At 42.9% G+C, this 22,431-nt stretch carries 32 protein-coding genes; all 32 read left to right on the top strand.

What is annotated here, in order from left to right; genetic code table 11:
- Positions 1 to 49 precede the first annotated feature (49 nt).
- The 32 genes from H0Z36_RS04745 to H0Z36_RS04590 all read left to right on the top strand — a co-directional run bounded on the left by H0Z36_RS04745 (position 50) and on the right by H0Z36_RS04590 (position 22,405).
- The gene (locus H0Z36_RS04745) at positions 50 to 277 is read left to right on the top strand and encodes a helix-turn-helix transcriptional regulator (protein WP_296864099.1); all 228 of its coding nucleotides are present in this window, start codon (positions 50 to 52) and stop codon (positions 275 to 277) included.
- Between the two features lies 1 nt (position 278).
- Positions 279 to 1,091, top strand: coding sequence for a phage antirepressor (locus tag H0Z36_RS04740; RefSeq protein WP_296864098.1), 813 nt, complete (start codon positions 279 to 281; stop codon positions 1,089 to 1,091).
- Between the two features lie 207 nt (positions 1,092 to 1,298).
- Positions 1,299 to 1,493: a hypothetical protein gene (locus tag H0Z36_RS04735; protein WP_296864097.1), complete on the top strand. Its 195-nt coding sequence runs from the start codon at positions 1,299 to 1,301 to the stop codon at positions 1,491 to 1,493.
- 21 nt (positions 1,494 to 1,514) lie between these two features.
- A complete protein-coding gene (locus H0Z36_RS04730) occupies positions 1,515 to 1,745 on the top strand; it encodes a hypothetical protein (protein ID WP_296864096.1) in 231 nt (76 codons plus the stop codon).
- Entirely contained in the window at positions 1,732 to 1,932 is a 201-nt protein-coding gene (locus H0Z36_RS04725) for a hypothetical protein (protein WP_296864095.1), read from the top strand. The genes H0Z36_RS04730 and H0Z36_RS04725 overlap by 14 nt, the downstream gene beginning before the upstream one ends.
- An 18-nt stretch (positions 1,933 to 1,950) precedes the next feature.
- Positions 1,951 to 2,130, top strand: coding sequence for a hypothetical protein (locus H0Z36_RS04720; RefSeq protein WP_296864094.1), 180 nt, complete (start codon positions 1,951 to 1,953; stop codon positions 2,128 to 2,130).
- A gap of 218 nt (positions 2,131 to 2,348) precedes the next feature.
- The gene (locus H0Z36_RS04715; protein ID WP_296864093.1) at positions 2,349 to 3,791 is read left to right on the top strand and encodes a DEAD/DEAH box helicase; all 1,443 of its coding nucleotides are present in this window, start codon (positions 2,349 to 2,351) and stop codon (positions 3,789 to 3,791) included.
- A gap of 1 nt (position 3,792) precedes the next feature.
- Complete coding sequence (locus H0Z36_RS04710) at positions 3,793 to 4,128, top strand: hypothetical protein (protein WP_296864092.1); 336 nt, start codon at positions 3,793 to 3,795, stop codon at positions 4,126 to 4,128.
- Positions 4,121 to 4,843: a DUF2303 family protein gene (locus H0Z36_RS04705; RefSeq protein ID WP_296864091.1), complete on the top strand. Its 723-nt coding sequence runs from the start codon at positions 4,121 to 4,123 to the stop codon at positions 4,841 to 4,843. Before H0Z36_RS04710 ends, H0Z36_RS04705 begins: the two co-directional genes overlap by 8 nt.
- Positions 4,844 to 4,863: 20 nt before the next feature.
- Positions 4,864 to 5,262 carry a hypothetical protein gene (locus H0Z36_RS04700; protein ID WP_296864090.1) on the top strand — a complete coding sequence of 133 codons (399 nt, stop codon included), beginning with the start codon at positions 4,864 to 4,866 and terminating at the stop codon, positions 5,260 to 5,262.
- Positions 5,263 to 5,277: 15 nt separating this feature from the next.
- Complete coding sequence (locus H0Z36_RS04695) at positions 5,278 to 6,057, top strand: hypothetical protein (protein WP_296864089.1); 780 nt, start codon at positions 5,278 to 5,280, stop codon at positions 6,055 to 6,057.
- A gap of 43 nt (positions 6,058 to 6,100) precedes the next feature.
- Complete coding sequence (locus H0Z36_RS04690; RefSeq protein WP_296864088.1) at positions 6,101 to 8,794, top strand: DUF927 domain-containing protein; 2,694 nt, start codon at positions 6,101 to 6,103, stop codon at positions 8,792 to 8,794.
- 340 nt (positions 8,795 to 9,134) lie between these two features.
- Complete coding sequence (locus tag H0Z36_RS04685; RefSeq protein ID WP_296864087.1) at positions 9,135 to 9,599, top strand: hypothetical protein; 465 nt, start codon at positions 9,135 to 9,137, stop codon at positions 9,597 to 9,599.
- Between the two features lie 11 nt (positions 9,600 to 9,610).
- Positions 9,611 to 9,904, top strand: coding sequence for a VRR-NUC domain-containing protein (locus H0Z36_RS04680; RefSeq protein WP_296864086.1), 294 nt, complete (start codon positions 9,611 to 9,613; stop codon positions 9,902 to 9,904).
- A complete protein-coding gene (locus tag H0Z36_RS04675; RefSeq protein WP_296864085.1) occupies positions 9,904 to 10,701 on the top strand; it encodes a hypothetical protein in 798 nt (265 codons plus the stop codon). The genes H0Z36_RS04680 and H0Z36_RS04675 overlap by 1 nt, the downstream gene beginning before the upstream one ends.
- 59 nt (positions 10,702 to 10,760) lie before the next feature.
- Positions 10,761 to 11,246 carry a DUF1492 domain-containing protein gene (locus H0Z36_RS04670; protein WP_296864084.1) on the top strand — a complete coding sequence of 162 codons (486 nt, stop codon included), beginning with the start codon at positions 10,761 to 10,763 and terminating at the stop codon, positions 11,244 to 11,246.
- A 25-nt stretch (positions 11,247 to 11,271) separates the two neighbouring features.
- Positions 11,272 to 11,406, top strand: coding sequence for a hypothetical protein (locus tag H0Z36_RS04665; RefSeq protein WP_296864083.1), 135 nt, complete (start codon positions 11,272 to 11,274; stop codon positions 11,404 to 11,406).
- 179 nt (positions 11,407 to 11,585) lie between these two features.
- Positions 11,586 to 11,960, top strand: a complete 375-nt coding sequence (locus H0Z36_RS04660) for an HNH endonuclease signature motif containing protein (protein ID WP_296864082.1) — start codon at positions 11,586 to 11,588, stop codon at positions 11,958 to 11,960.
- A gap of 194 nt (positions 11,961 to 12,154) precedes the next feature.
- Positions 12,155 to 12,502, top strand: a complete 348-nt coding sequence (locus tag H0Z36_RS04655; RefSeq protein ID WP_296864081.1) for a phage terminase small subunit P27 family — start codon at positions 12,155 to 12,157, stop codon at positions 12,500 to 12,502.
- On the top strand, positions 12,459 to 14,018 hold the full coding sequence (locus tag H0Z36_RS04650; protein WP_296864080.1) for a terminase TerL endonuclease subunit: 1,560 nt from the start codon (positions 12,459 to 12,461) through the stop codon (positions 14,016 to 14,018). The genes H0Z36_RS04655 and H0Z36_RS04650 overlap by 44 nt, the downstream gene beginning before the upstream one ends.
- Positions 14,015 to 16,267, top strand: a complete 2,253-nt coding sequence (locus H0Z36_RS04645; protein ID WP_296864079.1) for a phage portal protein — start codon at positions 14,015 to 14,017, stop codon at positions 16,265 to 16,267. Before H0Z36_RS04650 ends, H0Z36_RS04645 begins: the two co-directional genes overlap by 4 nt.
- A gap of 2 nt (positions 16,268 to 16,269) precedes the next feature.
- The gene (locus H0Z36_RS04640; RefSeq protein ID WP_296864078.1) at positions 16,270 to 16,530 is read left to right on the top strand and encodes a hypothetical protein; all 261 of its coding nucleotides are present in this window, start codon (positions 16,270 to 16,272) and stop codon (positions 16,528 to 16,530) included.
- The gene (locus tag H0Z36_RS04635; protein WP_366508864.1) at positions 16,514 to 17,218 is read left to right on the top strand and encodes an HK97 family phage prohead protease; all 705 of its coding nucleotides are present in this window, start codon (positions 16,514 to 16,516) and stop codon (positions 17,216 to 17,218) included. Before H0Z36_RS04640 ends, H0Z36_RS04635 begins: the two co-directional genes overlap by 17 nt.
- Positions 17,219 to 17,232: 14 nt before the next feature.
- Positions 17,233 to 18,438, top strand: coding sequence for a phage major capsid protein (locus H0Z36_RS04630; protein WP_296864076.1), 1,206 nt, complete (start codon positions 17,233 to 17,235; stop codon positions 18,436 to 18,438).
- A gap of 52 nt (positions 18,439 to 18,490) precedes the next feature.
- Positions 18,491 to 18,685 (top strand): hypothetical protein, encoded by a 195-nt coding sequence (locus H0Z36_RS04625; RefSeq protein WP_296864075.1) that lies wholly within the window; start codon positions 18,491 to 18,493, stop codon positions 18,683 to 18,685.
- A gap of 1 nt (position 18,686) precedes the next feature.
- The gene (locus H0Z36_RS04620; RefSeq protein ID WP_296864074.1) at positions 18,687 to 19,265 is read left to right on the top strand and encodes a head-tail connector protein; all 579 of its coding nucleotides are present in this window, start codon (positions 18,687 to 18,689) and stop codon (positions 19,263 to 19,265) included.
- Positions 19,262 to 19,585: a phage head closure protein gene (locus tag H0Z36_RS04615; RefSeq protein WP_296864073.1), complete on the top strand. Its 324-nt coding sequence runs from the start codon at positions 19,262 to 19,264 to the stop codon at positions 19,583 to 19,585. The genes H0Z36_RS04620 and H0Z36_RS04615 overlap by 4 nt, the downstream gene beginning before the upstream one ends.
- Positions 19,585 to 20,043, top strand: a complete 459-nt coding sequence (locus H0Z36_RS04610) for an HK97 gp10 family phage protein (protein WP_296864072.1) — start codon at positions 19,585 to 19,587, stop codon at positions 20,041 to 20,043. Before H0Z36_RS04615 ends, H0Z36_RS04610 begins: the two co-directional genes overlap by 1 nt.
- Positions 20,030 to 20,473, top strand: a complete 444-nt coding sequence (locus tag H0Z36_RS04605) for a DUF6838 family protein (protein WP_366508863.1) — start codon at positions 20,030 to 20,032, stop codon at positions 20,471 to 20,473. Before H0Z36_RS04610 ends, H0Z36_RS04605 begins: the two co-directional genes overlap by 14 nt.
- A 3-nt stretch (positions 20,474 to 20,476) precedes the next feature.
- Entirely contained in the window at positions 20,477 to 21,559 is a 1,083-nt protein-coding gene (locus tag H0Z36_RS04600) for a phage tail sheath subtilisin-like domain-containing protein (protein WP_296864070.1), read from the top strand.
- A gap of 12 nt (positions 21,560 to 21,571) precedes the next feature.
- Complete coding sequence (locus H0Z36_RS04595) at positions 21,572 to 22,012, top strand: phage tail tube protein (protein ID WP_296864069.1); 441 nt, start codon at positions 21,572 to 21,574, stop codon at positions 22,010 to 22,012.
- Between the two features lie 3 nt (positions 22,013 to 22,015).
- Complete coding sequence (locus H0Z36_RS04590) at positions 22,016 to 22,405, top strand: hypothetical protein (RefSeq protein ID WP_296864068.1); 390 nt, start codon at positions 22,016 to 22,018, stop codon at positions 22,403 to 22,405.
- Positions 22,406 to 22,431 lie beyond the last annotated feature (26 nt).

Below are 22,431 nucleotides of genomic sequence, written 5' to 3'. Positions count from 1 at the left end.
TGATTATCACAAACTATTAGTGATATTATTTCAACAGGAGGTGAAACGAATGGCAAATCATATAACAATAATGCGGCATAAGGCCGGAATAAAAACTGCTAAAGAGGCGGCAAAACTTTTAGGAATAAGCCCAGGAATGATGTATCAAATAGAAGGAGGAAGTAAAAGGCCTAGTCCTGAAGTAGCTTTTAAAATGACTAAAATATTTAAGTGTTCTCTTGATGATATTTTTTTACCTTTTATTACAACTGAAAGTGATAAAAAAGAGGAGGGCTAAAATGAATAACTTACAGGTTTTTAAGAATACAGAATTCGGAGAACTAAATGTGCTTATTATTGATGAAAAACCTTATTTCCCGGCAACGGAATGCGCCCGCATTTTAGGGTATAGCAATCCACATGATGCCATTTTTAGACATTGCAAGGGGCTCGTGAAACACGAGGTCCTTACACCTGGGGGGTCTCAAGAAATAAACTTCATTCCGGAAGGAGACCTATATCGCCTTATTATACGCAGTAAACTCCCTGCAGCTGAGCGTTTTGAACGTTGGGTCTTTGATGAAATCCTTCCAACCATCCGTAAACACGGAGCATACATGACACCAGAGAAGATAGAGGAAGTCCTTCTGAACCCTGATACGATTATCAGTCTGGCGCAGCAGCTGAAAGCAGAGCAAGAAACACGCAAAGCTCTAGAAACCAAAATTGAAGAGGACAAGCCTAAGACAATATTTGCCGATGCGGTTTCCGCCTCGCAAACCAGTATCCTGGTTGGGGATCTTGCCAAACTTCTCAAGCAAAACGGAGTAGAAATAGGGCAAAAGCGACTTTTCCAGTATCTTCGAGAAAATGGCTATCTAATTAAATCCGGGAACAGCAAGAATATGCCAACCCAAAAGGCAATGGAAAAAGGGCTTTTTGAAATAAAGGAACGCACAATAACTAATCCGGATGGCAGTATCCGCATAACCAAAACCCCCAAGGTAACCGGTAAAGGGCAAATATATTTTATTAATCATTTCCTGGCCAAGCAAAGAAAGGAGGTTAGCAAAAATGCAGCCCCAGCTCAAGGAAGAGATAACATCCTATAAACAATTACCTCTAATCCTGACCACAACTGATATAATGATGATTTTGCGTTGTAGTAGGCCCTCAGCCCTACAAATCATCAAAACCGAGGGACATAAGAAAAAAAACTTCTTTGTCACCTGGGTTGGGAACAGCCCGAGGGTATCCAGAGACAGTTTTCTGAAATGGCTGAAGGTATCTCTAGAAGAAAAAGAAAAGGAGGTGACCCCATGCACGGACAAGCCCGAACTAAAGACAATAGCAAAATAGTATATTTGCCGTATATTACCAAAGAGGACATGCTTAGGATGGATATACAGGCACAGATGGAAGCAAGACAGGACAGAATGGACAAAATAGGATATTTCTTCATAGGTGTTGCGTTTACATGTGTATTATTTCTTATCGCTCATTATTTAGGGTGATAAAAAAAGGAGGTAAAAAGAATGAAACAGATAAAAAGAATAAAACTTCACCCGGAGGAAATTCGGCCGGGGGACATGCTCATAAAAGACGGGCGGAAATATGAAATTTCTGAAGCCTTCACGCGATCTTGGTGCAGCTATTTCCGGATTTGGTACTGCACTCCTGAAGGGCCGAGGATGATTGACGGGACATACGATCACCAAACCAAATTTGAGATCGAAACTGAGAGGTGGATATATGCAGATAATTAGGCAGTTTTCTGTTCGGGTTACAGATCCAGAACTAGATATTTTTAATCCGGAGTGGACATATGAGGTTTTGGGGGTTGATGTGGATGAAGACGGGGTTACCTGGTTGCTCCTTATATCAGAAAACAAAGATCTAGTCTGGGTTGAAACAACAAAATGCAAAGTAGCTAGTCTCCACGACCGATTTTGAGAGGAGGTGAGTAAATACATGCCCAGAAACCGGCGGAAAAGCCGAAAAAGAAAAAACCGCCCGGACAAATACCGAGGCGGAACAATCATAGTAAACCGTTCTGATACTAGTATACGCGATTATATGAGCCCAGGCAAGCTTGTTGCCTGGGCGGAGTGGGTGCCGAATCAGGTGAAAGCGAAAAAGAAGGTGAATTAATGATAACCACGGAAATAAAAATTCCAATAATGACTTTAGAAGAAGATTTTCTATGCTTATACAACTGCTATAAACATAAAGAAACAATAAAGCAAATAGATGGACGAAGATGGGATGCAGAACGTAAATGCTGGGTCCTTCCTAATACGGCAAAAGCTTTTCAAGCCGCAATTCAAAATATTCCAAACCTTAAAATAGATAAATCTATAACTCAACGCATGACAGAAATAGCCTTCCAGAAAGCACAAACAGAGATAAAGCAAGACTGGTATAATGCTGAACCTATAGAACCTATGCCTATTAAGGTTACACCTTATCGTCATCAAATACATGCATTTAATCTAGGAATATCACGGAATGCAGCTGCCTTTTTTATGGAGATGGGAACAGGGAAAACCCTTCCTAGTATCGCAGTTGCTGGGCACAGATACCTGCGGGGCAAAATCCACCGTCTCTTAGTAGTTTGCCCGGCAAGCGTTATGCCAGTCTGGAAACAAGAGTTTGAGAAATTTGCAGACTTCCCGTATCGAGTTGAGATTCTTGATGGTCCAGTTAAAAAACGTTGTCAGACGCTGGCCGAGCGGAAAGACACAGATGCCCTACAGGTCGTTGTCCTGAATTATGAAGGGGCGCGCAATATGGTAGAGGAGTTGCTCAGCTGGGCACCTGACATGCTCATCTTCGATGAGGCGCACAGAGTCAAGACTCCTGGGTCTCAACAGTCTAAAGCTTTGGCCAGAATCGGAAGAATTACAAGGTACCGGTTGGCACTCACTGGAACACCGATTACCAATAACCCTTTAGATGTATACGGTATTTATCGCACTCTTGACCCTTCAATATTTGGAACTTCGTTCTGGGCATTTAAGAACCGGTACGCGATTATGGGAGGTTGGGAAGGAAAACAAGTAGTAGGGTATCAGCACATCGAGGAGCTAGCAGAGAAAATACACCGGGTAGCGTTCCGGGTAAAGAAAGATGAATGTTTAGACTTGCCCGAAATGACTGATGTATATCGCACCTGTCATTTGGAACCAAAGGCACAGGCAATATATGGGCAAATGGTAAGGGAAAGTGTGGCTGAATTAGAAGCGGGGGAAACAGTGATCGCGGCCAATGTGTTATCAAAACTCCTTCGGCTTTCTCAAATAGCTGGGGGTTTTTTAGATGGTCAGCAAGTGAGCACAGCGAAACTTAATCTGCTCTCTGAAATATTAGATGACTTAGAAGGACAGAAAATAGTTATTTTTGCCCGGTTCACAAAGGAAAAGGAAGCAATAGAAAAACTTCTGGCTAAAAAGAAAATAGATTTTGTAAGCTTGGATGGATCTACACCGATGGAAGAGCGTGGAGCTCTAGTAGAAAGGTTCCAGACTGACCCGAATTGTCAAGTATTTGTGGGACAAATTACAGCAGCTGGTACGGGAATTACATTGCATGCAGCACATACAGCCATATTTTATAGCTGTAGTTTCAGCTATTCCGATTTAGATCAGGCCAGAAGCAGATTGCATCGAAGTGGGCAAAAACATCCTGTTACTAATATTTTCCTAGTATGCCAGGGGACAGTAGATGAAAAAATTCATCGGGCTCTGGCGGAAAAAAGAGATATAGCAGCCACTATTATCGATAACTGGAAAGAAATAATAGGAGGTATTTAAGATGGATTTTAACATGAACGAACCGTTAAGTTTAACAAATATTTGCGGAGGGCAACTTGAAGAGGATTTTCAAAAACTGTACCGCAAGCTGGTTACTCAGCTAGATGAAGGTGAGAAAGCTAATTTATCTATCAGTATTGATTTGCAACGAGTAAAAGATACCAGTTCAATGTTTACTATCAGTTATAAGATTACTCCAAAGTATCCCCCAAGAGGGAAGGCAAGTATGGTTCGTATGGGCAAGGATTATACTTTACAGACTGAAAAGGTTCAGGAAAAGAAGCCTAAAGTTATAGGTTTATTTAATGAAGGTGAAGGAGGAAAAGATAATGAATAACGAACATCTGCATGTAAAAGTAGAAGAAGGTGTAGGTACTTTAAGACTTATTAAAGCTAATGAATATAATTTCCCGGGGACTAATTATAGACTCGATTCTACTCAGGCAGTTATCGACTTAGTTTTGAGTAAAGGTAAAAAGGATAACACAGTTATTTTTTACGATGAAAACATCCCTGAAATCCAGATAATCTTGGATGATTCGATAATGGACAGACCGCAAGATAAAGCTTTTTATCCTTTCAGATACTCTGACCTATTTAGTGAGTGGGCGAAGCTATTTGATACCCCTGTTAATCAGAAACAGTTTATAGATTTTCTTAAGCGCAGGGATGTGGTGGAATGTCCTGAAGCCGAAACACTGCTAGTAACAACACAGAGATTAAGGCTTGCTCAACAGATCATAGGAGAATATAGCTATGATGACAACAATAATATTACTTGCATGTTTAAAACCAAAACGGGTGAAGACATAGCTAAGCTTCCTAGTGTATTTACAATTCATGTTCCTATATTTAACAAGTCTGACAATGTTATGGATATAGAAGTAGAAATGGAACTTACTATTCCTAAAACCGAGAACGAGAAGCCGCTTTTTATGCTGAGCTGCCCTAAATTGCCCCGATATAAAAAACAAGCTGTTGCTTATGAGATTAATGTATTACAAAAAAGGTTACCCGGTTTTTTAATTATACCCGGAGCTCTTAAAAACTAATATAAAGGGAGGACAGAAGAATGGAAAATTTAATGGCGATAGCTGAAAAATTGGCTGAATTGCGTAAATCGAAAAAAGTTTTAGAAGAAACGCTTAAGGAAATAAATCGGGAAATAAGCCAAGTAGAAAGCGATTTAGTCAGCAAGATGATAGAAGAAGAAATGTCCAGTTTTACCCGTGGAAATAAACAGTTTGTTTTACAATCAAAAACTTACGTAAGCGCCAAAAGCGGTATGATGCCTGTAATTTGTACTTGGATGAAAGAAAACGGGCTAAAGGATATGGTGAAGGAAACTATTCACCCCCAGACTCTGCAGGCGTGGGTGAAAGAAAAACTAGAAGAAGAAAGTCTGCCTGAAGAGTTGAAACAACTGCTGAATATATACGAGAAAAACGTTGTTGCTATACGGAAAAAATAAGGAGGATTGATATATATGACTAAAAAAGAAACTACTTCCGCTTCTTTGGCTATTATTGAAAACTTTAAATTACCTATTCTGGACGAAGAGATTGGACAGGCCATGTCTGAAGAAATGGATGGGCTGACTTTATCTTTCCCAAGGGTTAAAATTCCCAGTGGCGGCGGGCTTGCCTTTGAAATCCCTGGAGACGATCCTGAGAACCCAGATATGGAGAAAGAAATTATTGGAATCATTGTTGACCACCACCCTGTGAATGCCTATTGGCAAAACAGGTATTCTGGAGCAAACAATCCACCTGATTGCTCTAGTATAGATGGGAAAGTCGGAGTAGACCAAAATGGTAATCGCAGATCCTGTAATTCTTGCCCGAATAATAATTGGGGAACAGCTGAGGATGGTCGCGGCAAGGCCTGTAAGAACATGCACCGGATATATATTCTTAGAGAAGGCGAAATGTTACCGCTTCTTTTAACTCTACCCCCTACCAGCCTAAAAAACCTCTCTGACTATCTGGGGCTAAGAATTGTATCTAAGGGCCTCAGAAGCTATGGCGTTATAACTAAAGTAAGTCTTAAAAAAGTCCAGAATGCCGGAGGCATCGATTATAGTCAAGCAGTCTTTACCCTGGTTGGAAAACTTTCTCCAGAACAGATAAAGGCTATGGCAGAATATTCTCGAGGGATTAAAGTTTTGACCCGGCAACTAGCTATAGGTGCAGATGAATATATGCAAGAATCTGCAAAAGAAAAAATAGAAGAAGCTGAGGACGATGAAGAAGAAATGCCTTTCTAAGATATAGTAATGGACAAAAAAAGCTATTAGGAATGGTGATAATATGCTAGATACAGCACTTAAATATCTTTCCCTCGGCTGGAATGTTATCCCCCTCCAGCCGAGGGGGAAAAAACCCCTTTTCCAATGGGCGGAATTTCAGAAAAGACGTGCTACAGAAGAAGAAATAAAAGAATGGTGGCAAAAATGGCCAAATGCCAATATTGGTGTCGTCACTGGAATTGTTTCTGGAATTATTGTCTTAGATGTAGATGTCCCTGAAGGACGAAAAAGTCTAGAAAATAAAGAACTGCCGCCAACTATCTGTGCACATACAGGTTCAGGAGGTTTTCACTATATATTTAAACACCCAGGTGGAGAAATTCGGAACTTTACTCGGCGACTACCGGGACTAGATTTACGGGGTGATGGTGGTTATATAGTAGCACCACCTAGTATTCATCCCTGCGGGGAAATATATAAATGGGGCATTTCCCCTGATACAGAAAAACCTGTTGATCCCCCAGAATGGTTACTAGATCTTTTAGACGCCCAATCTTTTCAAAAAGAAACCAACAGTAGCAGTATAGATCCTAAAAAGGTTTTGGCAGGAGTTCCAGAAGGGGAAAGAGATATAACTCTTTTCCGATATGCATCATCTTTGCGAGCACGCGGAGTTAAAAAAGAAGAAGCTGAAGCATTAATTTGTATAGCTGCAGCCAATTGTTCTCCCCCTTTTCCTGAGAAAGAGGCATTAGCAAAAGTAGAAAGCGCGTGGAAATATCCTGAGGGAGAAGAAATACTTCAAATAGCATGTAGGGCAGCAGAAGAAATAACGGAAGAAAATATATTCGAAGAAGAAAACCTGCAAACGTTGGCACTCCTTGCAGAGAGAATGCCAGCCGAATTTGCAAAAATCAAAAGAAAATTTAAGGGTATAGTTAACTTAAATGATTTACAAAGAGCTTTAAAACCGTATCGAAGTAAAAAGAAAATATTGAAGATAGTTACACCAGATTATGTTCCGCCGCAGGATTTATTCCCTGATTTACCTCTTTCAAATATAACAATTCCTCAGGATTGGAATTTAACAGAAAACGGTGTTTGGACTTACGATGCTAAAAAAGGAGCAATCTGTGCTTGTCCTGTTCCTGTTTTGATTATTGAAAGATTACAAGATATAACAACAGAACAGGAAAAAATAAAATTAGCTTTCAGACGGGATGGAAGATGGCACTATATTACAGCTGATCGGGCAACGGTATTTAACCATACAGCAATAATACAACTGGCCAATCAGGGAATGCCTATAAATTCAGTAAATGCCAAAGATTTTGTAAAGTTTTTGGCTGAATTTGAAAGAGAGAATATAAATAATATTCCCTGTCTTAAAAGTACTCAACAGATGGGATGGATAACAAATGATACTTTTTTCCCGTATGCCGAAGGAGAAGTAATTTTTAATATCTCTGATCCTAATACGGAAAGTATTGTTGCAAGTTATAAAACTAAAGGTGACCTTGCAACATGGAAGAAAACAATTGAACCTATTAGGCAATATCCTATCGCTAGATTTATTTTAGCTGCCAGTTTCGCTAGCCCTTTGCTGAAATTAGTTAATCAAAGAGTTTTTATAATTCACACCTGGGGTAGTTCACGCGGTGGAAAAACTGCAACCATGAAAGCCGCATTATCGGTTTGGGGTGATCCTGAAGCTTTACTTATGTCTTTTTACGCTACCAAAACAGCATTAGAACGACTTGCAGCCCTTTTTTGTGACCTCCCTCTTGGTATAGACGAACGCCAAGTAATGGGAGACAGACAGGAAAATATCGAGAGCTTAATTTATACCCTTTCCGGAGGAAAATCTAAAGCAAGAGCAACCCGAAGCGGTGGTTTACAACATTTTTCTGTTTGGAAATCCATTATCCTGACTAATGGAGAACACCCGTTGTCAGCGGAAAATAGTGCTACGGGGATTAAAACCAGAAGTTTGGAAATATACGGGGTTCCAATTCCAGAAGAAAAGGTCGCTTCAGATATACACAAAAACATTGGAAACGCATACGGAGTAGCAGGGGCAGAATACATAACTAAACTAATAGAAATGCGAAAAAACAATCCAGAAGTAGTCAGGATAGATTATGAAAAAGTATTAAATCAACTGGAAACTTGGTTACCAGAGGTAATGGCAAACTATATAAGCTATGCTGCAGTTGTTACTCTAGCGGATATATATTCCTCAGTTTTTATTTTCGGGCAAAAAACAGAACAAGCCTATACTGAAGCCCTGGAAAATACCTTTGAAATATTGAAGACTCTGGAGAGTAAGGAGGAAATAGATGAAACAGACAGAGCGCTAGAATATCTATATTCATGGATTTATAGCAACCAAGGGAAATTTATTTATATCGAAGACACAAGTATAGATGCGGAAATAAAACCTTTTGTACCTAACCATGAAATATATGGCTTTATAGAAAATGATTATGTTTTTATATATCCGTCTATTTTTGAACGAGCTCTCTCAGATGCTAAGTTTAATACTCGCCGGATAACTAGAGATTTAGCTGAGCGTGGGATAATTGTGACTTCCGAATGGAAAAATGGAGAGCAAAAAAAGCAAAGAGCACGTGTTAAAAAACGCGACCCTATAAGCCGAAAACCTACTAATTATGTGCAGCTACTTTTAGAAAACAAGGACGAAAACTCATTAAGAAATAAGGAAGAGAACCTTGTAGAACTTGATTTATTTTAATTTTGTTCCCCTTGTTCTCCATTGTTCCCCAAAAAAAAACCACTTGGGGAACAGCCTTGAGCCTAGAAAAAATCGAGGTTATATATATGTGTGTTCCCCTGTTCCCCTAAAAAATAAAAAAAACATATATATACGCAACACCCTTTTATGAAAAGAGAGAGTTTTTGTGTAAGGGTATATATAAAAATATATTTCTATAATTTTCCTGGGGAACAGGGGAACAGGGAGAACAGGAAGTGATAAATGCCTTAAAAAAGGCGTTTGAGAGTGTTCCCCTTAAACTTCTTCTATTTAATTTGTAGGGGAACTTGGGGAACAAAAGATTTGGAGGGAAGGGAAAATGTTGGAAAAAATTAATAAGGAAATAAAAAAATCAAAAGACGAGGATAAGGAGGTATATGTTCCGTTCCTAGATAAAGAAACCCAGGAATATAGAACAAAAGAAGAGATAGATATACCACCATTTTCAAAATGGGATAATAGCGGTTTTCAGGAAGTATTAATTCTGAAAGATCCACGACCTGATCTAGCAGAAGGTATTGAGGGAGGGGTAGAACATTTACTTTGGTTACAACTTTTTGCTGCAGCTTGGAAAAAAGACAAAGAATTAGCTATAACTTTACAAGGATTCCGAGCACAAGGATGCCGCTTGGTTGCTAGTGGAAAAGACCAGTATAAATATAGAATAGAACCAATATTGGGGGTGTTAGGATGGCCAAACGAAGAAGAGTACAAGAAAGCGAGGGAGAAATATCTGGTACCCAAAGGGAAAATACTAATGCAATTACTGAAAGAGCTGGAATAAAAAAACAACCTTTGGAATCTACGGTTGTAAAAAACATCATAAAGTACTTAAACAGTTTGGACAACTGTCGTGCAATAAAAACCAGCGGTGATGCCAAACGTGCGGGAGAGCCTGATATAGATTGCGTGTATTGCGGACAAAGTATAAAACTTGAAGTTAAACGCCCGGGGAACAATAGAGTGACTAAGTTGCAACAAGCTATGCTCCAGAAATGGGCAGATGCGGGTGCTGTAGTAGGGGTAGTTCATAGTGTGGATGAAGTGAAGGAGCTTTTTCAAGAAAAATTGAAAGGGGGAAATATTTAGTGATAGATATATCGGCTATAAAGCCTGGGGACGAAATAGAATATATAAGTTTAGTTACTCCACGTAGAAGAGAAATTAAAAAAGGGGTAGTGAGACAAATAACAGGAAAATTAATTGCAATTGACGGGGAAAACTATCCGGATACGATACTAATTAATGATTTACATAGTGGTCAAGCTAAAATACTAAAAATTAATTTTGAGAATTTTGGAGAGGAGGAAGATAATAGTATGGATCGTATTGATTGGGACGTTCTTTGGCCAGAAGTCGAAAAGCGCCTTCAAGAGGGGCAAAAGATTGGAGAAATAGCAGAGGCTTTTAAAATAGACAAAAATAAACTTTATTGCAAAATATGGCGTGAAAAACAAAAAGCAAAATCAGGAAATCAGCATCCAGAGCCAGAATTAAACTCTAAGTTGGTTGAAAGCCAGGAAAACCAAGAGTCTACTAGGCAAGCTGTACTTGTTGAAGAACTTGAGGACAAGGATGATGAGTGCAATACTTGCGATGATTGCGGAGTTGTATTGAAGGACGGAGAGGATATATTTATCGAGCCTGGATTCTACCAGGTAGATAGGCCTAAAGTAGTTTGTGCTGAATGTTTTAAGAAGTATCCAGAGAAAGAAAAAAGTTATAACGCAACGGTCGCAGTTACATACGATTTAGATCAAATAAAATTATCTTTAATAGAATTATTTTTAAGCAATTATAAATTCCGGGACTTATCAGCAAAAGATAAACTAACCCTGGTAGGCGCATTAAAAGATATGGAAGTACCAGGGGGGATAGCGAAATAATCTGTTTTGATAAACAGCATCATCTTAAGGGCAATAGTTTAAATACGGAGGTGCAGAGAATGGCACTATTTTCAGAAGCGGGGCTTGTAGCGGCTGATAGGAGTATAACTAATAAAAGAAAAACATCTAAGAAGAATCAGGACAAAATTATGTTTTTAAAGAGATATGCTTTTTTAGATAAAGAGATAGAAAGAAAGCTAGGGGAAATCGCATATTGGCGAAATAGGTTGGAAAGAGTTACAGCAGTTTATACACGTGAGCCAAAATCCAAAAATGCCGGGAGAGATATGAGACTAGATGATATCATAGCTAAAATTGTGGATTTAGAACAAGAGGTTAACGAAGATATAGATCAGTTGATTGATATACGAAATGAAATAAAGCAAAAGATAGAACAGATAAAGGATGATAAATTAAGGTTACTTTTACAATACAGATACATTGATTGTAAAACATGGGAAGAGATAGCAGTGGAGATGGGGTATAGTTGGCAGCATATTCACCGGCTTCATGCTAAAGCTTTGAGAGAGGTGAAAATTTGTTAGAAAGAGTGTAGGAGGTGAAGTTTTTATGGTTAATTTTCAGGAGATGCAAAAATTATATGAACTTGTTAAACAAGGAGTAATTCAAAAGGCTACTGGTGAGGGGTTTAAAATATACGATCTCAAGAATGGTATTATTAGGATAGATATTAAAAAGATGTGATAGAATGTGATACTGGCGGCCATATATAATTAAAATAGCAAAACAAAGCCGAAAGCCCGGGGCAGGAAATCCCGGGCTTTTTGATTACCTGAAGGTTGCCTGCCTGAATTAGGACAGGCAGGAGGGAAGAACGTCCCAGATATGTATTGTAGGGGTGGGACAGGGGACGAGGTGATAGTATGGCGAGTAAAATAAAACGACCTTGTGCTTATCCAGGCTGTCCTGAGTTGGTTAGCACAGGGCGGTATTGCGAGAAGCATCAAAAGCAATATTGGCGGCAGCAGGATGAGAAGCGAGGTAGTGCAGCTAGTCGGGGTTATGACGTTAGGTGGCGAAGAATAAGAGAAATGGTGCTAAAAGAAGAGCCGCTATGTAGAGAATGTATGAGGCAGGGTAGAGTAACTCCTGCAACAGACGTACATCACGTAAACGGTGATGTTAGAGATGTACGAAGAGAGAACCTTGAACCCTTGTGCCATTCTTGTCATTCCCGGCACACAGCCAAGGAACAAGCTTTTGGCCGCAAGGGGGTAGGGGGATGTAAATCTCTGTAGCCTGGCTGCTAAAGACCGCGCGGCCAGGTTCGAACATATATTGTCAGTCAGAAATTTCTAAAAATAGGGTGATAAAAATGCCAAAAGGTGGATGTCATAACAAAAAACCAACAAAACTGAAAGTTTTACAAGGCACAGCAAGAAAAGATCGGATGCCGGCAAACGAACCCCAACCAACGCCTATTGCTCCTGAAATGCCAAAAGGGTTAGACCGGTATGCCAAGCAGTGTTGGCAGAGGAACGTGCCTATCCTTGAGAGATTGGGGTTGTTGACTGAAGCAGACATGGAAATGTTTATATCTTACTGTCAAGCATGGAGTCGATATTGTCATGCTAACAAGAGACTAAAGAAGGTATTAAAAGAAGCTGACGACATAGAAGTAATCCGTCGGGCTGAGGTGTCGGTTGAAAAGGCCGAACATTCGGTGCGATTGTTGGCCAATGAGTTTGGTCTCAGCCCTGCCAGCCGCAGCCGGCTGTCGGTAGAGGTGAAGAACGATGAAGAAGGAATCCTTGAAAAAATTTGGTCAACTCAAAGCTGACCAAGCAGTTGCATTTTTCAAAGCATTGAGGCATACCAAAGGCCGTTGGGCAGGGAGGTCTTTTGAGTTGCTCCCCTGGCAGGAGAAAATCATCAGGGATATATTTGGGACTCTGCGGCCAGATGGGACCCGCCAATATCGAACGGTGTATATAGAAGTCCCCAGAAAAGCCGGAAAGTCAACTCTAGCTAGCGGCATAGCACTGTACCTGCTTTTTGAAGGCGAACCTGGGGCAGAAGTTTACAGTGCAGCTGCGGACCGGGACCAGGCTAGTATAGTATTTGAGCAGGCCAAAGCTATGGTATTGGGGTCGCCGGAATTATCCCGGTATGCTGAGGTTTATAAACGCGCCATATTTGTGCCTCGATTGGGGGCGACCTACAAGGTCCTTTCAGCCGATGCACCAACCAAACACGGGTTGAACGCACACGGCATAATTTTCGACGAATTGCATGTCCAGCCCAACCGTGAGTTATGGGATACCTTAACGACATCAACAGGAGCTAGGACTCAACCTTTGATAGTAGCTATAACTACTGCAGGATATGATAGAAACTCTATTTGTTGGGAATTACATGAGTATGCCTGCAAAGTCAGAGACGGGTTAATACAAGACCCGTCTTTTTATCCGGCCATATTTGCAGCCGATGAAGATGATGACTGGACTAAACTTGAGACCTGGAAAAAAGCCAACCCCAGTCTGGGTTTTACGGTCCAGGAGGAGTTTTATCAGCAGGAAATCAAGAAAGCACTTGAAATGCCGTCTTATGAAAACACGGTAAAAAGGTTGTATTTGAATGTTTGGACACAGCAAATCAACCGCTGGATAAGTCTGCAGTTATGGGATGAAAATGCAGGCATGGTAGTTGAGGAAGAGCTCAAAGGTCGTGTTTGCTACGGCGGGTTAGACCTTTCCAGCGTCTCAGATATTACAGCCTGGGTGATGGTGTTCCCTGATGAAGAGGACCCGGAGAAGGTGGAAGTATTGTGCCGCTTTTGGGTGCCGGAAGCACAGCTTAATAACAGTCAGAACAGGTACCGTGACCAGTATATAAAATGGGTAAAACAAGGATTTTTAAAAACAACCCCGGGCGATGCAATTGACTACAGCTTCATCAAGGATCAGATATTGAGAGATGCTGAGACATTTCAGTTAGTTGATTTGAATATTGACCGCTTATTCCAGGCTCATCAGCTGGCGATAGAATTGGATGAAGAAGGGTTAACGGTAGTAGGTATGGGCCAAGGTTTTATGAGCATGGCAACGCCGATGAAAGAGTTGGAACGCCGGCTGCTGGCCAGGAAGATTTGTCATGGCGGCAACCCGGTTCTGCGGTGGATGGCTGACAATGTGGCTGTGAAGCAGGATCCGGCAGGGAACTTGAAACCGGACAAAGCTACAAGCCAAGGGAAAATAGATGGGATTGTTGCACTGGTGATGGCTTTAGACAGAGCGATGAGACACGAACAAAACAAGCGGTCAATTTATGAAGATAGGGGGGTGATAACCCTGTGAGAATACCATTCACAAATATTTATATCGAACGAAGGAGTTTGGCAAATCCAACTAGTTGGCTGACTGAAGCCCTGGGAGGGACCAAGGCCGCCAGCGGGGTAAGTGTCACCCCATCAACTGCGTTGCAAAGCACAGCGGTTTTTGCGTGCGTGCGAGTGCTGGCTGAAACAGTAGCCAGTTTGCCGCTACCTGTATACCGCAGGTTGCCAGGGGGAGGTAAAGAGAGGGCATCTGACCATTATCTTTACCCAATCCTGCATGATTTGCCCAATCCTGAACTCACCAGTTTTGAGTTTCGGGAGGTTCTGATGGGGCATTTGGCTTTGTGGGGGAATGCCTTTGCCGAAATAGAGCGGGATGGCGCAGGAAGAGTAAAGGCTTTATGGCCACTGCGTCCTGACAGGATGCAGGTAGTCCGGGAACAGGGGGAACTGCGGTACGAATACCAGCTGCCCGACGGTAGCTATGTTGTGCTAAAGCCGGGTCAGGTATTGCATATTCGTGGTCTGTCCGGCGATGGGATAGTAGGTTATTCTCCTATCCGTCTAGCAAGGGAAGCTATAGGATTGGCTCTGGCGACCGAGGAATTCGGAGCGAGATTTTTCAGTAACGGCGCTCATCCCGGTGGAATAATTGAATACCCTGGAGCTTTGAAAGAAGAGGCATATCAGCGTTTCAAGCAATCTGTGCAGGAGGCTTACGGAGGCCTTAGCAAGAGCCACCGCTTGATGATTCTTGAGCAGGGCTTGAAGTATCATCAGGTGGGAATCCCGCCGGAGGACAGCCAGTATCTGGAGACACGCAAGTTTCAGGTGAACGAAATCGCCCGCATCTTTCGGGTGCCGCCGCACATGATAGGGGACTTGGAACGCGCCACTTTTTCTAACATAGAACATCAGTCTATTGAGTTTGTGGTGCATACCATTCGGCCCTGGCTGGTGCGATGGGAGCAGGCTATTAAGCGAGACTTATTCCTGCCGGGGGAAAGAAGCATTTATTTCGCGGAGTTTTTGGTTGACGGGTTGCTGCGAGGGGATATCAAGTCCCGTTATGAAGCGTATGCAATTGGTCGCCAAAATGGCTGGTTATCAGCAGATGATATAAGGGAATTAGAAAATATGAATCCTCTGCCAGACGGTCAGGGGAAAATATACCTAGTAAATGGGAATATGTTGCCGGCTGATATGGTGGGAAAACAGCAAGCGGCCCGGTCGATTCCCCAGCCGGGTGAACAGAGGAGCATTCCGGAGACCAGGGCCGCTAATATTAGAAGGGGAATAGCAAATAGCTACAAGCGCGTTTTTGCTGATGCTGTTACTAGGGTTTTAAAGCGGGAAGAAGCGGATATCATGCGTCAGGCGAGAAAAGTTCTGGGCAGTCGCAATTTAACTTTGTTCGATGCCTGGCTCTCGGATTTTTATCGTGAGCATGAGGAGTTTATCCGTAAAACAATGGAACCGGCCTTTGCCGCATATGCGGAAGCTGTCCAAGCGGCTGCTGCTGAAGAGGTTGGCGGTAAGTCGGGAATGAGCCGAGAACTGAAAAAGTTTGTTGATGAGTATATGACAAATTATATATGGCGGCATACTGGTGCATCGATAACAGAGTTACGTGAGGCGTTAGAACAGGCCGTAACCGAAGGAAATGACCAGCTGGAAGCCCTGCAGGAGACCTTCGATACCTGGAAGGAGACTAGACCGCAGGAGATCGCTCAGGAAGAAACAATCCGTATGGGTGGGGCAGTAGCGATTTTAACCTGGAAAGCCTGCGGGATTACGAAAGTTAGATGGGTGGCAAGCGGTACAAGCTGTCCTTTGTGTAAGCGGCTTGATGGTAAGGTAGTGGATATTGACACGCCTTTTATTGTCCGGGGGAAAGGTGATAAAAAACATCCTCCGCTACATAAGGGGTGTGATTGTTTTATAACTGCGGAAAGAAGTATTCCAACATCAGGAGCAGGTGATATAATAAAACCAGATAAAGTAATTAGGGCTCGTAGTCTTCCGTTAACGGCTGAACCAAATGCGGTTTATGACCGGCTAGGGACTCAAGGGAATGTTCTTCAACGGCGATTTTATGATGCAGAAGGCAAAGTTGTATTAGATATTGATACAAGTGACCATAATAGGCCAAAAGCTCATCCTATGGGGGCTCATGCCCATGATTATGATGCTGGGGTTAGAAGTAAGCCGCGTAAATTAACTAAGAAAGAGTTAGAACAAAACCGCGATATTTTGGGAGGTTTTTAAGTATGGATGTACCTTATGATAAATATAAAACAATTGAAGATTTTATCGCAGAGATTGACAGTAATTTTGATATTGAGTTTGAATACGGAGGTAAGTATTTTTCAATTTGTCCTACTTTAAAAGGACCATCTATAGCTGAATGGGGAAAAGAAGATGAAACCGAGGCGACATTTGAAAATGGAGAAGCTTTAGTCAATAATTATGTTATTAATGGGAGGCTGTTAAAAGATATAGTCAAAGAGATTAATGTTTTATCGCATTAATGAGACAGTTCCGGTTCTTCGGAGCCGGTTTTTTGTTGCCCAATTTCAGGAAGAAGGAGGAATTTTCATGAAAGACCTTGAACGCCGGGCCTTTCCGGTGAAAGTAGAAATACGTTCAGACGATACAGGACCGCCGCGACTCGTAGGATACGCGGCGGTTTTTAATACCCTGTCTGAGGACCTAGGGGGCTTCAGAGAAAAAATCAAACCTGGAGCCTTCGCCAATAGCATAAAGACGTCAGATATCCGGGCTCTGTGGAACCACAACCCGGATTTTGTTTTGGGTAGAAACAAGGCCGGGACATTGGCCCTGGAGGAAGATGAACGGGGGTTAAGGATTGAAATTGTGCCACCGGATACTACCTGGGCTAAAGACCTGGTGGAATCTATCCGCCGAGGCGACGTGGACCAGATGTCTTTTGGCTTTCGTACAAAAAAGGATGAGTGGGATGAGAGCGACCCCAGAAACATCATCCGTACCTTGGTGGAAGTAGAACTATTTGACGTATCTCCGGTAACCTACCCGGCTTACCCGGCTACCAGTATTGGAATTAGGAGTGCTAAAGAAATACTTGAAGCTCATTCCGCTGCTCAGGCGAGTGTAAAGGCGGCTGAGATAGAAGCGCAGAGAAATCAGGCGAGAGTATCTGTGTTAAGGCGTAAACTAGAACTTTTAGAAAAATTTTAAGGAGGTTGAATGATATGGATAAAATACTGGAAATGAGACAAAAAAGGGCAGCTTTAGTTGCTCAGGCAAGGCAGCTTTTAGATAAGGCTGAGGAAGAAAAGCGGGGGCTGACCGCTGAAGAAGAACAAATGTATGACCGCATAATGTCTGATGTGGATAAATTAGGCAAGGATATTGAGCGAGAAGAAAGACTTCTTGAGATTGAAAAGCAGATGGCGCAGTCCGGCGGGATTAAGGCTGCAAAACAAGACCAGCCTGGTGGTGATAGTGTTGATATAAGAACTGGCCGGGCCAGCGAGGAATACCGCAGTGCCTTTTGGAAAGCTATGCGGCATACCAGGAATGCTTTGTATGCGGACGAAGTGAGGGCTTTACAGATTGGAACCGATTCCGAAGGCGGGTATCTGGTTCCCGATGAGTTTGAACGTACTCTTGTCCAGGCTCTTGAGAACCAAAATGTTATGCGTACCTTGGCGACCGTTATCACGACTGGTTCCGGCGACAGGCTCATTCCAGTGGTGGCTTCTCACGGCAGCGCCTCGTGGATTGCCGAAGAAGGGGCATTTTCCGAGTCTGACGAAGCCTTCAGCCGTGTTGCTCTGGGTGCGCACAAAGTTGGGACTCTTATCAAAGTTTCTGAAGAACTGCTACAGGATAGCGCCTTCAACCTTGAACAGTATATCGCGTCTGAGTTTGCCCGTAGGATTGGTAGGGCAGAAGAGGCTGCATTCGTTAATGGAGACGGCAGCGGCAAGCCTTCCGGGGTAATCGGTTCAGCTCAGGTAGGTGTGACGGCGGCCGCAACTAATGCTATTACCGCTGATGAAATTATAGACCTGTATCATTCTTTAGGTCGCCCATATCGCCAGAGAGCTGCATTCCTGATGGCCGATGCTACTGCTAAGGTAATCCGCAAACTGAAGGATAACGATGGGCAGTACATCTGGCAGCCTGGGCTTCAGAGCGGGCAACCTGACCGGTTGTTGGGACGCCCTGTCGCTATAAGCGATGATGTTTCGACTATTGCTGCATCTGCAAAGGTAATTGCCTTTGGCGACTTCTCCTATTACTGGATTGCAGATCGCCAGGGGACTGTGTTCCAGCGGTTAAACGAGTTATACGCAGTAAATGGTCAAGTAGGCTTCCGAGCTTATCGCCGTGTTGACGGGAAACTTATTTTGACCGAAGCGGTTAAAGTCTTACAGATGGCAGCAGCTTAAAATATAGCGGGGTATTAAGCCCCGCCTTCTTTTAAATTAAAGGGGTGACAAGATGGTTAAGGTTCGTATTCTGACAAGTGTGGCAGGGTTAACTTTCAGCTTTCAGGCGGGACAGGTTATAGAAATTGATGAGCCCTTAGCGGCAGAACTGGTTAGGGCTGGGCATGCAGTCCGAGTTAAGGAAGAGAAAACAGCAACAATTGATGTGCCGGAGAAAGCCGTCACTAGACATAGGAAGGTGAAGTAGGATGGCTCTTGTGTTAAAAACTGCTCCTGCTAGTGAGCCGTTATCCCTGAGTGAAGTAAAAATACACTTACGGGTAGATGGAACCGAAGAGGACGCTTATATTACTTCCCTGATTACTGCTGCCCGGCAATATTGTGAAAACTTCCAGAACCGCGCATACATCACCCAGACCTGGCAGTATTGGCTCGATGATTGGGCGGCAGGTTCAGAAATCCTTATACCCAAACCTCCGTTGCGGGCTGTGAATAGCATTAAATATTACGGTGAAGACGGCACCGAATATATTCTATCTGCTGACAGCTATATCGTTGATACACAAAGTCAGCCTGGACGGGTGGTGTTAAAAGCAAACAATAGTTGGCTAGGAATAACGCTGTGTCCGGCTAATGGGATATGCATTGAGTTTGATGCTGGCTATGGTACTGCTAGTGATGTGCCTATGACTGTGAGACAAGCGATGCTGTTGTTGATTGGGCACTGGTACGAGCACCGGGAGGTAGTTGTAGTAGGGTCTATAACGAAAGAAATTGAATTTGCGGTGAATGCTTTGCTTTGGCAGGACAGGGTGGTGTCGGTATGAGGATTGGGGATTTGCGACATCGGATAACGATCCAAGAATTTGTAGAGCAAGTAGATGAGTATGGCACGCCAATCGGAGCAGGCTGGCAGGATGTTTGCACGGTATGGGCAGCTGTTGAGCCTATACAAGGCAGGGAATATATACTTTTACAAAACACGCAGTCTGAAGTGACAATAAGGATACGCATTCGATTTCAGCCGGGAATAAAGCCAGCCATGCGGGTGAAATACGGCAATAGGATATTTGATATCCAATCAGTGATTGACCCAGAAGAAAGGCATATTGAGCTTCAGCTAATGTGTAAAGAGGTGTTTAAATAATGCCAAATATTCTTGACATAACAGAATTGGATAAATGGGAAAAGTGGGTACTGGCTATTATTGAAGATAGCCCAACGCATTACCGGAAGCTGGTCCGGCAGGCTGGTAATCTGGTAAAGAAAAAGGCCCGGCAGATAACCCCAAAAGTAAGCGGTGATCTGCGTAAGTCATACCGGGTGCGAGTAAAAAAGAGTCCCAGTAATGAATACATAGTCGAAGTGGGGACCAATCTGTTCTATGCAAAAATGGTTGAAGAGGGACATGCCATTGTTAAATACCGGCGGCATAAAATCCCAGGCAAAGTAAGACCGCGCAGAGAAAAAATTGAGTTAGGGTTTGTCCCCGGCAAATTTTATTTCCGTAGGGCTTGTGAGGAAGCCGAAAAAGAATTTCCGGCTTTATTGAAACAGTCAATCAGGCAGATGGCGAAGGAGATGGGGCTGGATGTATGGGGATAGTCTGGACGCAATACGGAATTTACTGAGGGGAAACTTCCCTAATGTGAATAGGATATATATTTCTACGATGCCTGATGCTTTCGAACGTCCCGGTTTTTTTGTTCAGCTCGCGACCAGCCGCGAAGAACACTTGTGCCGGGATCTATACCAGGTAACTATGACTTGGCAAATAGTATATTTTGCCCCGCTTCTTAGCACCGGCCAACCAGATGTTTTGAATCAATTGGCTATTTCAGACTCTCTAAAACAGGCCCTGATGGATACTATAACTTTGACTGGCCCGTCTGGCACTAAATATCAGGTTATAAATACAGAAGGTGGCCCTAGAGATGCAGAGGTATATATAACCGTGACCCTGCAGACCGAGCTGACAAGGCCGAAAACAAGCTATGACCTGATGGGTGAGGTTCATTACGAACAGGAGGTGTAAAATATGGGGCTTCCCAGTGTTAATATAGTTTTTCAAAGCAAAGCCATAAAGGCCATAGAGCGGGGCACAATAGGAACTTTGGCCCTGGTTCTCAAAGATGCTTCTGTGACAGAATTGACAGAATATATTATGTCTGATATAGCTGATATCCCGGATACTTTGAGTACGACAAATCAAACGTATCTGGAACAGGCATTTTGGGGCACTCCTAAAGAGGTGAAGGCCATAGTAATTCCGGACACAGCAACAGATTACAGCGAAGCCTTGAATTATCTGGAAACAATTAAGTTTAATATTTTAGCTATCCCCGGAATAGCCGACACGGACACTTCAACAGTGGCCAGTTGGGTTAAATCTATGCGCGATACCAAGGAACGCAAGATTATAGCCGTGCTGCCGGATGAGGCGGCGGACCATGAAGGTATCGTAAACTTCTGCGTTGAGGACGGGACGGGTGTTGCTGGGGTCGTGACAGTCGGCAGCGATACTTATTCGGCAAGCGAGTATTCGGCAAGAATAGCTGGACTAATTTCAGGTTTACCGCTGACCATTGCACCGACCTATCAAGTATTGTCTGAAGTAACGGACGTGCCACACCTAACAAAATCTGAAGCCGATACCGAGATTGATGCCGGGAAATTAATCCTCTACCATGACGGTGAGAAGGTTAAAATTGCCCGGGGCGTTACCAGTCTGGTGACCACCACCGAGACCAAGGGCGAAGATTGGAAAAAGATTAAGCTGGTACGCATTCTGGACATGATTTATACCGATATAAAAACAACTATTGAAGATGAATATATTGGCAAGGTCCAGAACAGTTATGAAAACAAACTCCTGCTTTGCGCAGCCATTAATGCCTATTTTGAGGTATTAGAGCAAGAACGGGTTCTTGACCCCGGCAAGAACAAATGCGAGATCGATATTGAAGCCCAGAAGGCATATTTGCGCAGTATAGGGGAAGATGTAGACAATAGGACGACACAACAGATTAAAGAGGCTAACACCCGGGATAAGGTATTCCTACTTGCGACTGTGCGACCGCTTGATGCGATTGAGGATGTTCAACTGGTCGTTAACCTGTAGGAGGTGAATTAAATGGCACTTGACGCAAATCGCATAATCAACGGGACATTTGGAGAAGTCTGGCTTGATGGAGATAAGGTCTCTGAATGCTACGGGCTTGAGGCCCGGGTAGAAATCGACAAAGAAGATATCGCGGTATGCGGGAAGTTGGGTACAGATACTAAGATGATGGGCTACAAAGGTACCGGAAGCCTTAAGCTTCATAAAGTCAACAGTCGGATGATGATTAAGTTGTCAGATCAAATTAAGGCAGGGATAAATCCACGGGTGCAAATATTGTCTTCGCTAAAAGATCCGGCAGCTTATGGAGCCGAACGCATATTGATTAAAGATGCTGTTTTTGATGATTTAACCCTAGCAAGCTGGGAAGCTAAAGCAAAGGGCGAAATTGAATGTCCTTTTACTTTTACTGATTGGGAATTATTAGACACGATAGCACCGAAGGAGGCATAATGTATGGGGCAAACGCTAGAAATGCTGCTAACCGCTGACCCGGCTAAAATTAAAAATATCCCTACGGGGCAGGTGGAGATAAAGCGGCTGTCAAAGGAATTTGGGCAGCCGTTTTATATTAAGTTTAAAGCAGCTACAATCGACCAGATAAAAGAAATTGGGGAAAACTCGGGTGGCAATGAGACCGAAGAAATGAAGTGGACCATTTATGAGATGTCTATCGACCCTGATTTTAAGAATAAGGAATTGCGGGAGAAATACGGAGTAAAACGGCCGGTGGATATTGTTGATACCATTCTCCTGGGGGGCGAGATTCTGACTGTTTACCAGGCTATTTTGAGATTGTCAGGATTTGATAAAGACGGGCTGAACATTGAAGAAATAAAAAACTGATTGACGAGGACGGTGAGGCGGCGATG

Source organism: Thermosyntropha sp. (genome assembly GCF_017656155.1).
Taxonomy (GTDB): domain Bacteria; phylum Bacillota; class Syntrophomonadia; order Syntrophomonadales; family Syntrophomonadaceae; genus Thermosyntropha.
Note: the sequence above shows the minus strand (reverse complement) of the source record. Positions and strands in the feature narration are given on the sequence as shown.

Bases quoted from the DNA above. Each gene is read 5' to 3' on its own strand.
- H0Z36_RS04745 (WP_296864099.1), top strand. From the start codon at position 50: ATGGCAAATCATATAACAATAATGCGGCATAAGGCCGGAATAAAAACT.
- H0Z36_RS04740 (WP_296864098.1), top strand. From the start codon at position 279: ATGAATAACTTACAGGTTTTTAAGAATACAGAATTCGGAGAACTAAAT.
- H0Z36_RS04735 (WP_296864097.1), top strand. From the start codon at position 1,299: ATGCACGGACAAGCCCGAACTAAAGACAATAGCAAAATAGTATATTTG.
- H0Z36_RS04730 (WP_296864096.1), top strand. From the start codon at position 1,515: ATGAAACAGATAAAAAGAATAAAACTTCACCCGGAGGAAATTCGGCCG.
- H0Z36_RS04725 (WP_296864095.1), top strand. From the start codon at position 1,732: ATGCAGATAATTAGGCAGTTTTCTGTTCGGGTTACAGATCCAGAACTA.
- H0Z36_RS04720 (WP_296864094.1), top strand. From the start codon at position 1,951: ATGCCCAGAAACCGGCGGAAAAGCCGAAAAAGAAAAAACCGCCCGGAC.
- H0Z36_RS04715 (WP_296864093.1), top strand. From the start codon at position 2,349: ATGACAGAAATAGCCTTCCAGAAAGCACAAACAGAGATAAAGCAAGAC.
- H0Z36_RS04710 (WP_296864092.1), top strand. From the start codon at position 3,793: ATGGATTTTAACATGAACGAACCGTTAAGTTTAACAAATATTTGCGGA.
- H0Z36_RS04705 (WP_296864091.1), top strand. From the start codon at position 4,121: ATGAATAACGAACATCTGCATGTAAAAGTAGAAGAAGGTGTAGGTACT.
- H0Z36_RS04700 (WP_296864090.1), top strand. From the start codon at position 4,864: ATGGAAAATTTAATGGCGATAGCTGAAAAATTGGCTGAATTGCGTAAA.
- H0Z36_RS04695 (WP_296864089.1), top strand. From the start codon at position 5,278: ATGACTAAAAAAGAAACTACTTCCGCTTCTTTGGCTATTATTGAAAAC.
- H0Z36_RS04690 (WP_296864088.1), top strand. From the start codon at position 6,101: ATGCTAGATACAGCACTTAAATATCTTTCCCTCGGCTGGAATGTTATC.
- H0Z36_RS04685 (WP_296864087.1), top strand. From the start codon at position 9,135: ATGTTGGAAAAAATTAATAAGGAAATAAAAAAATCAAAAGACGAGGAT.
- H0Z36_RS04670 (WP_296864084.1), top strand. From the start codon at position 10,761: ATGGCACTATTTTCAGAAGCGGGGCTTGTAGCGGCTGATAGGAGTATA.
- H0Z36_RS04665 (WP_296864083.1), top strand. From the start codon at position 11,272: ATGGTTAATTTTCAGGAGATGCAAAAATTATATGAACTTGTTAAACAA.
- H0Z36_RS04660 (WP_296864082.1), top strand. From the start codon at position 11,586: ATGGCGAGTAAAATAAAACGACCTTGTGCTTATCCAGGCTGTCCTGAG.
- H0Z36_RS04655 (WP_296864081.1), top strand. From the start codon at position 12,155: ATGCCAAAAGGGTTAGACCGGTATGCCAAGCAGTGTTGGCAGAGGAAC.
- H0Z36_RS04650 (WP_296864080.1), top strand. From the start codon at position 12,459: ATGAAGAAGGAATCCTTGAAAAAATTTGGTCAACTCAAAGCTGACCAA.
- H0Z36_RS04640 (WP_296864078.1), top strand. From the start codon at position 16,270: ATGGATGTACCTTATGATAAATATAAAACAATTGAAGATTTTATCGCA.
- H0Z36_RS04635 (WP_366508864.1), top strand. From the start codon at position 16,514: ATGTTTTATCGCATTAATGAGACAGTTCCGGTTCTTCGGAGCCGGTTT.
- H0Z36_RS04630 (WP_296864076.1), top strand. From the start codon at position 17,233: ATGGATAAAATACTGGAAATGAGACAAAAAAGGGCAGCTTTAGTTGCT.
- H0Z36_RS04625 (WP_296864075.1), top strand. From the start codon at position 18,491: ATGGTTAAGGTTCGTATTCTGACAAGTGTGGCAGGGTTAACTTTCAGC.
- H0Z36_RS04620 (WP_296864074.1), top strand. From the start codon at position 18,687: ATGGCTCTTGTGTTAAAAACTGCTCCTGCTAGTGAGCCGTTATCCCTG.
- H0Z36_RS04615 (WP_296864073.1), top strand. From the start codon at position 19,262: ATGAGGATTGGGGATTTGCGACATCGGATAACGATCCAAGAATTTGTA.
- H0Z36_RS04610 (WP_296864072.1), top strand. From the start codon at position 19,585: ATGCCAAATATTCTTGACATAACAGAATTGGATAAATGGGAAAAGTGG.
- H0Z36_RS04605 (WP_366508863.1), top strand. From the start codon at position 20,030: ATGTATGGGGATAGTCTGGACGCAATACGGAATTTACTGAGGGGAAAC.
- H0Z36_RS04600 (WP_296864070.1), top strand. From the start codon at position 20,477: ATGGGGCTTCCCAGTGTTAATATAGTTTTTCAAAGCAAAGCCATAAAG.
- H0Z36_RS04595 (WP_296864069.1), top strand. From the start codon at position 21,572: ATGGCACTTGACGCAAATCGCATAATCAACGGGACATTTGGAGAAGTC.
- H0Z36_RS04590 (WP_296864068.1), top strand. From the start codon at position 22,016: ATGGGGCAAACGCTAGAAATGCTGCTAACCGCTGACCCGGCTAAAATT.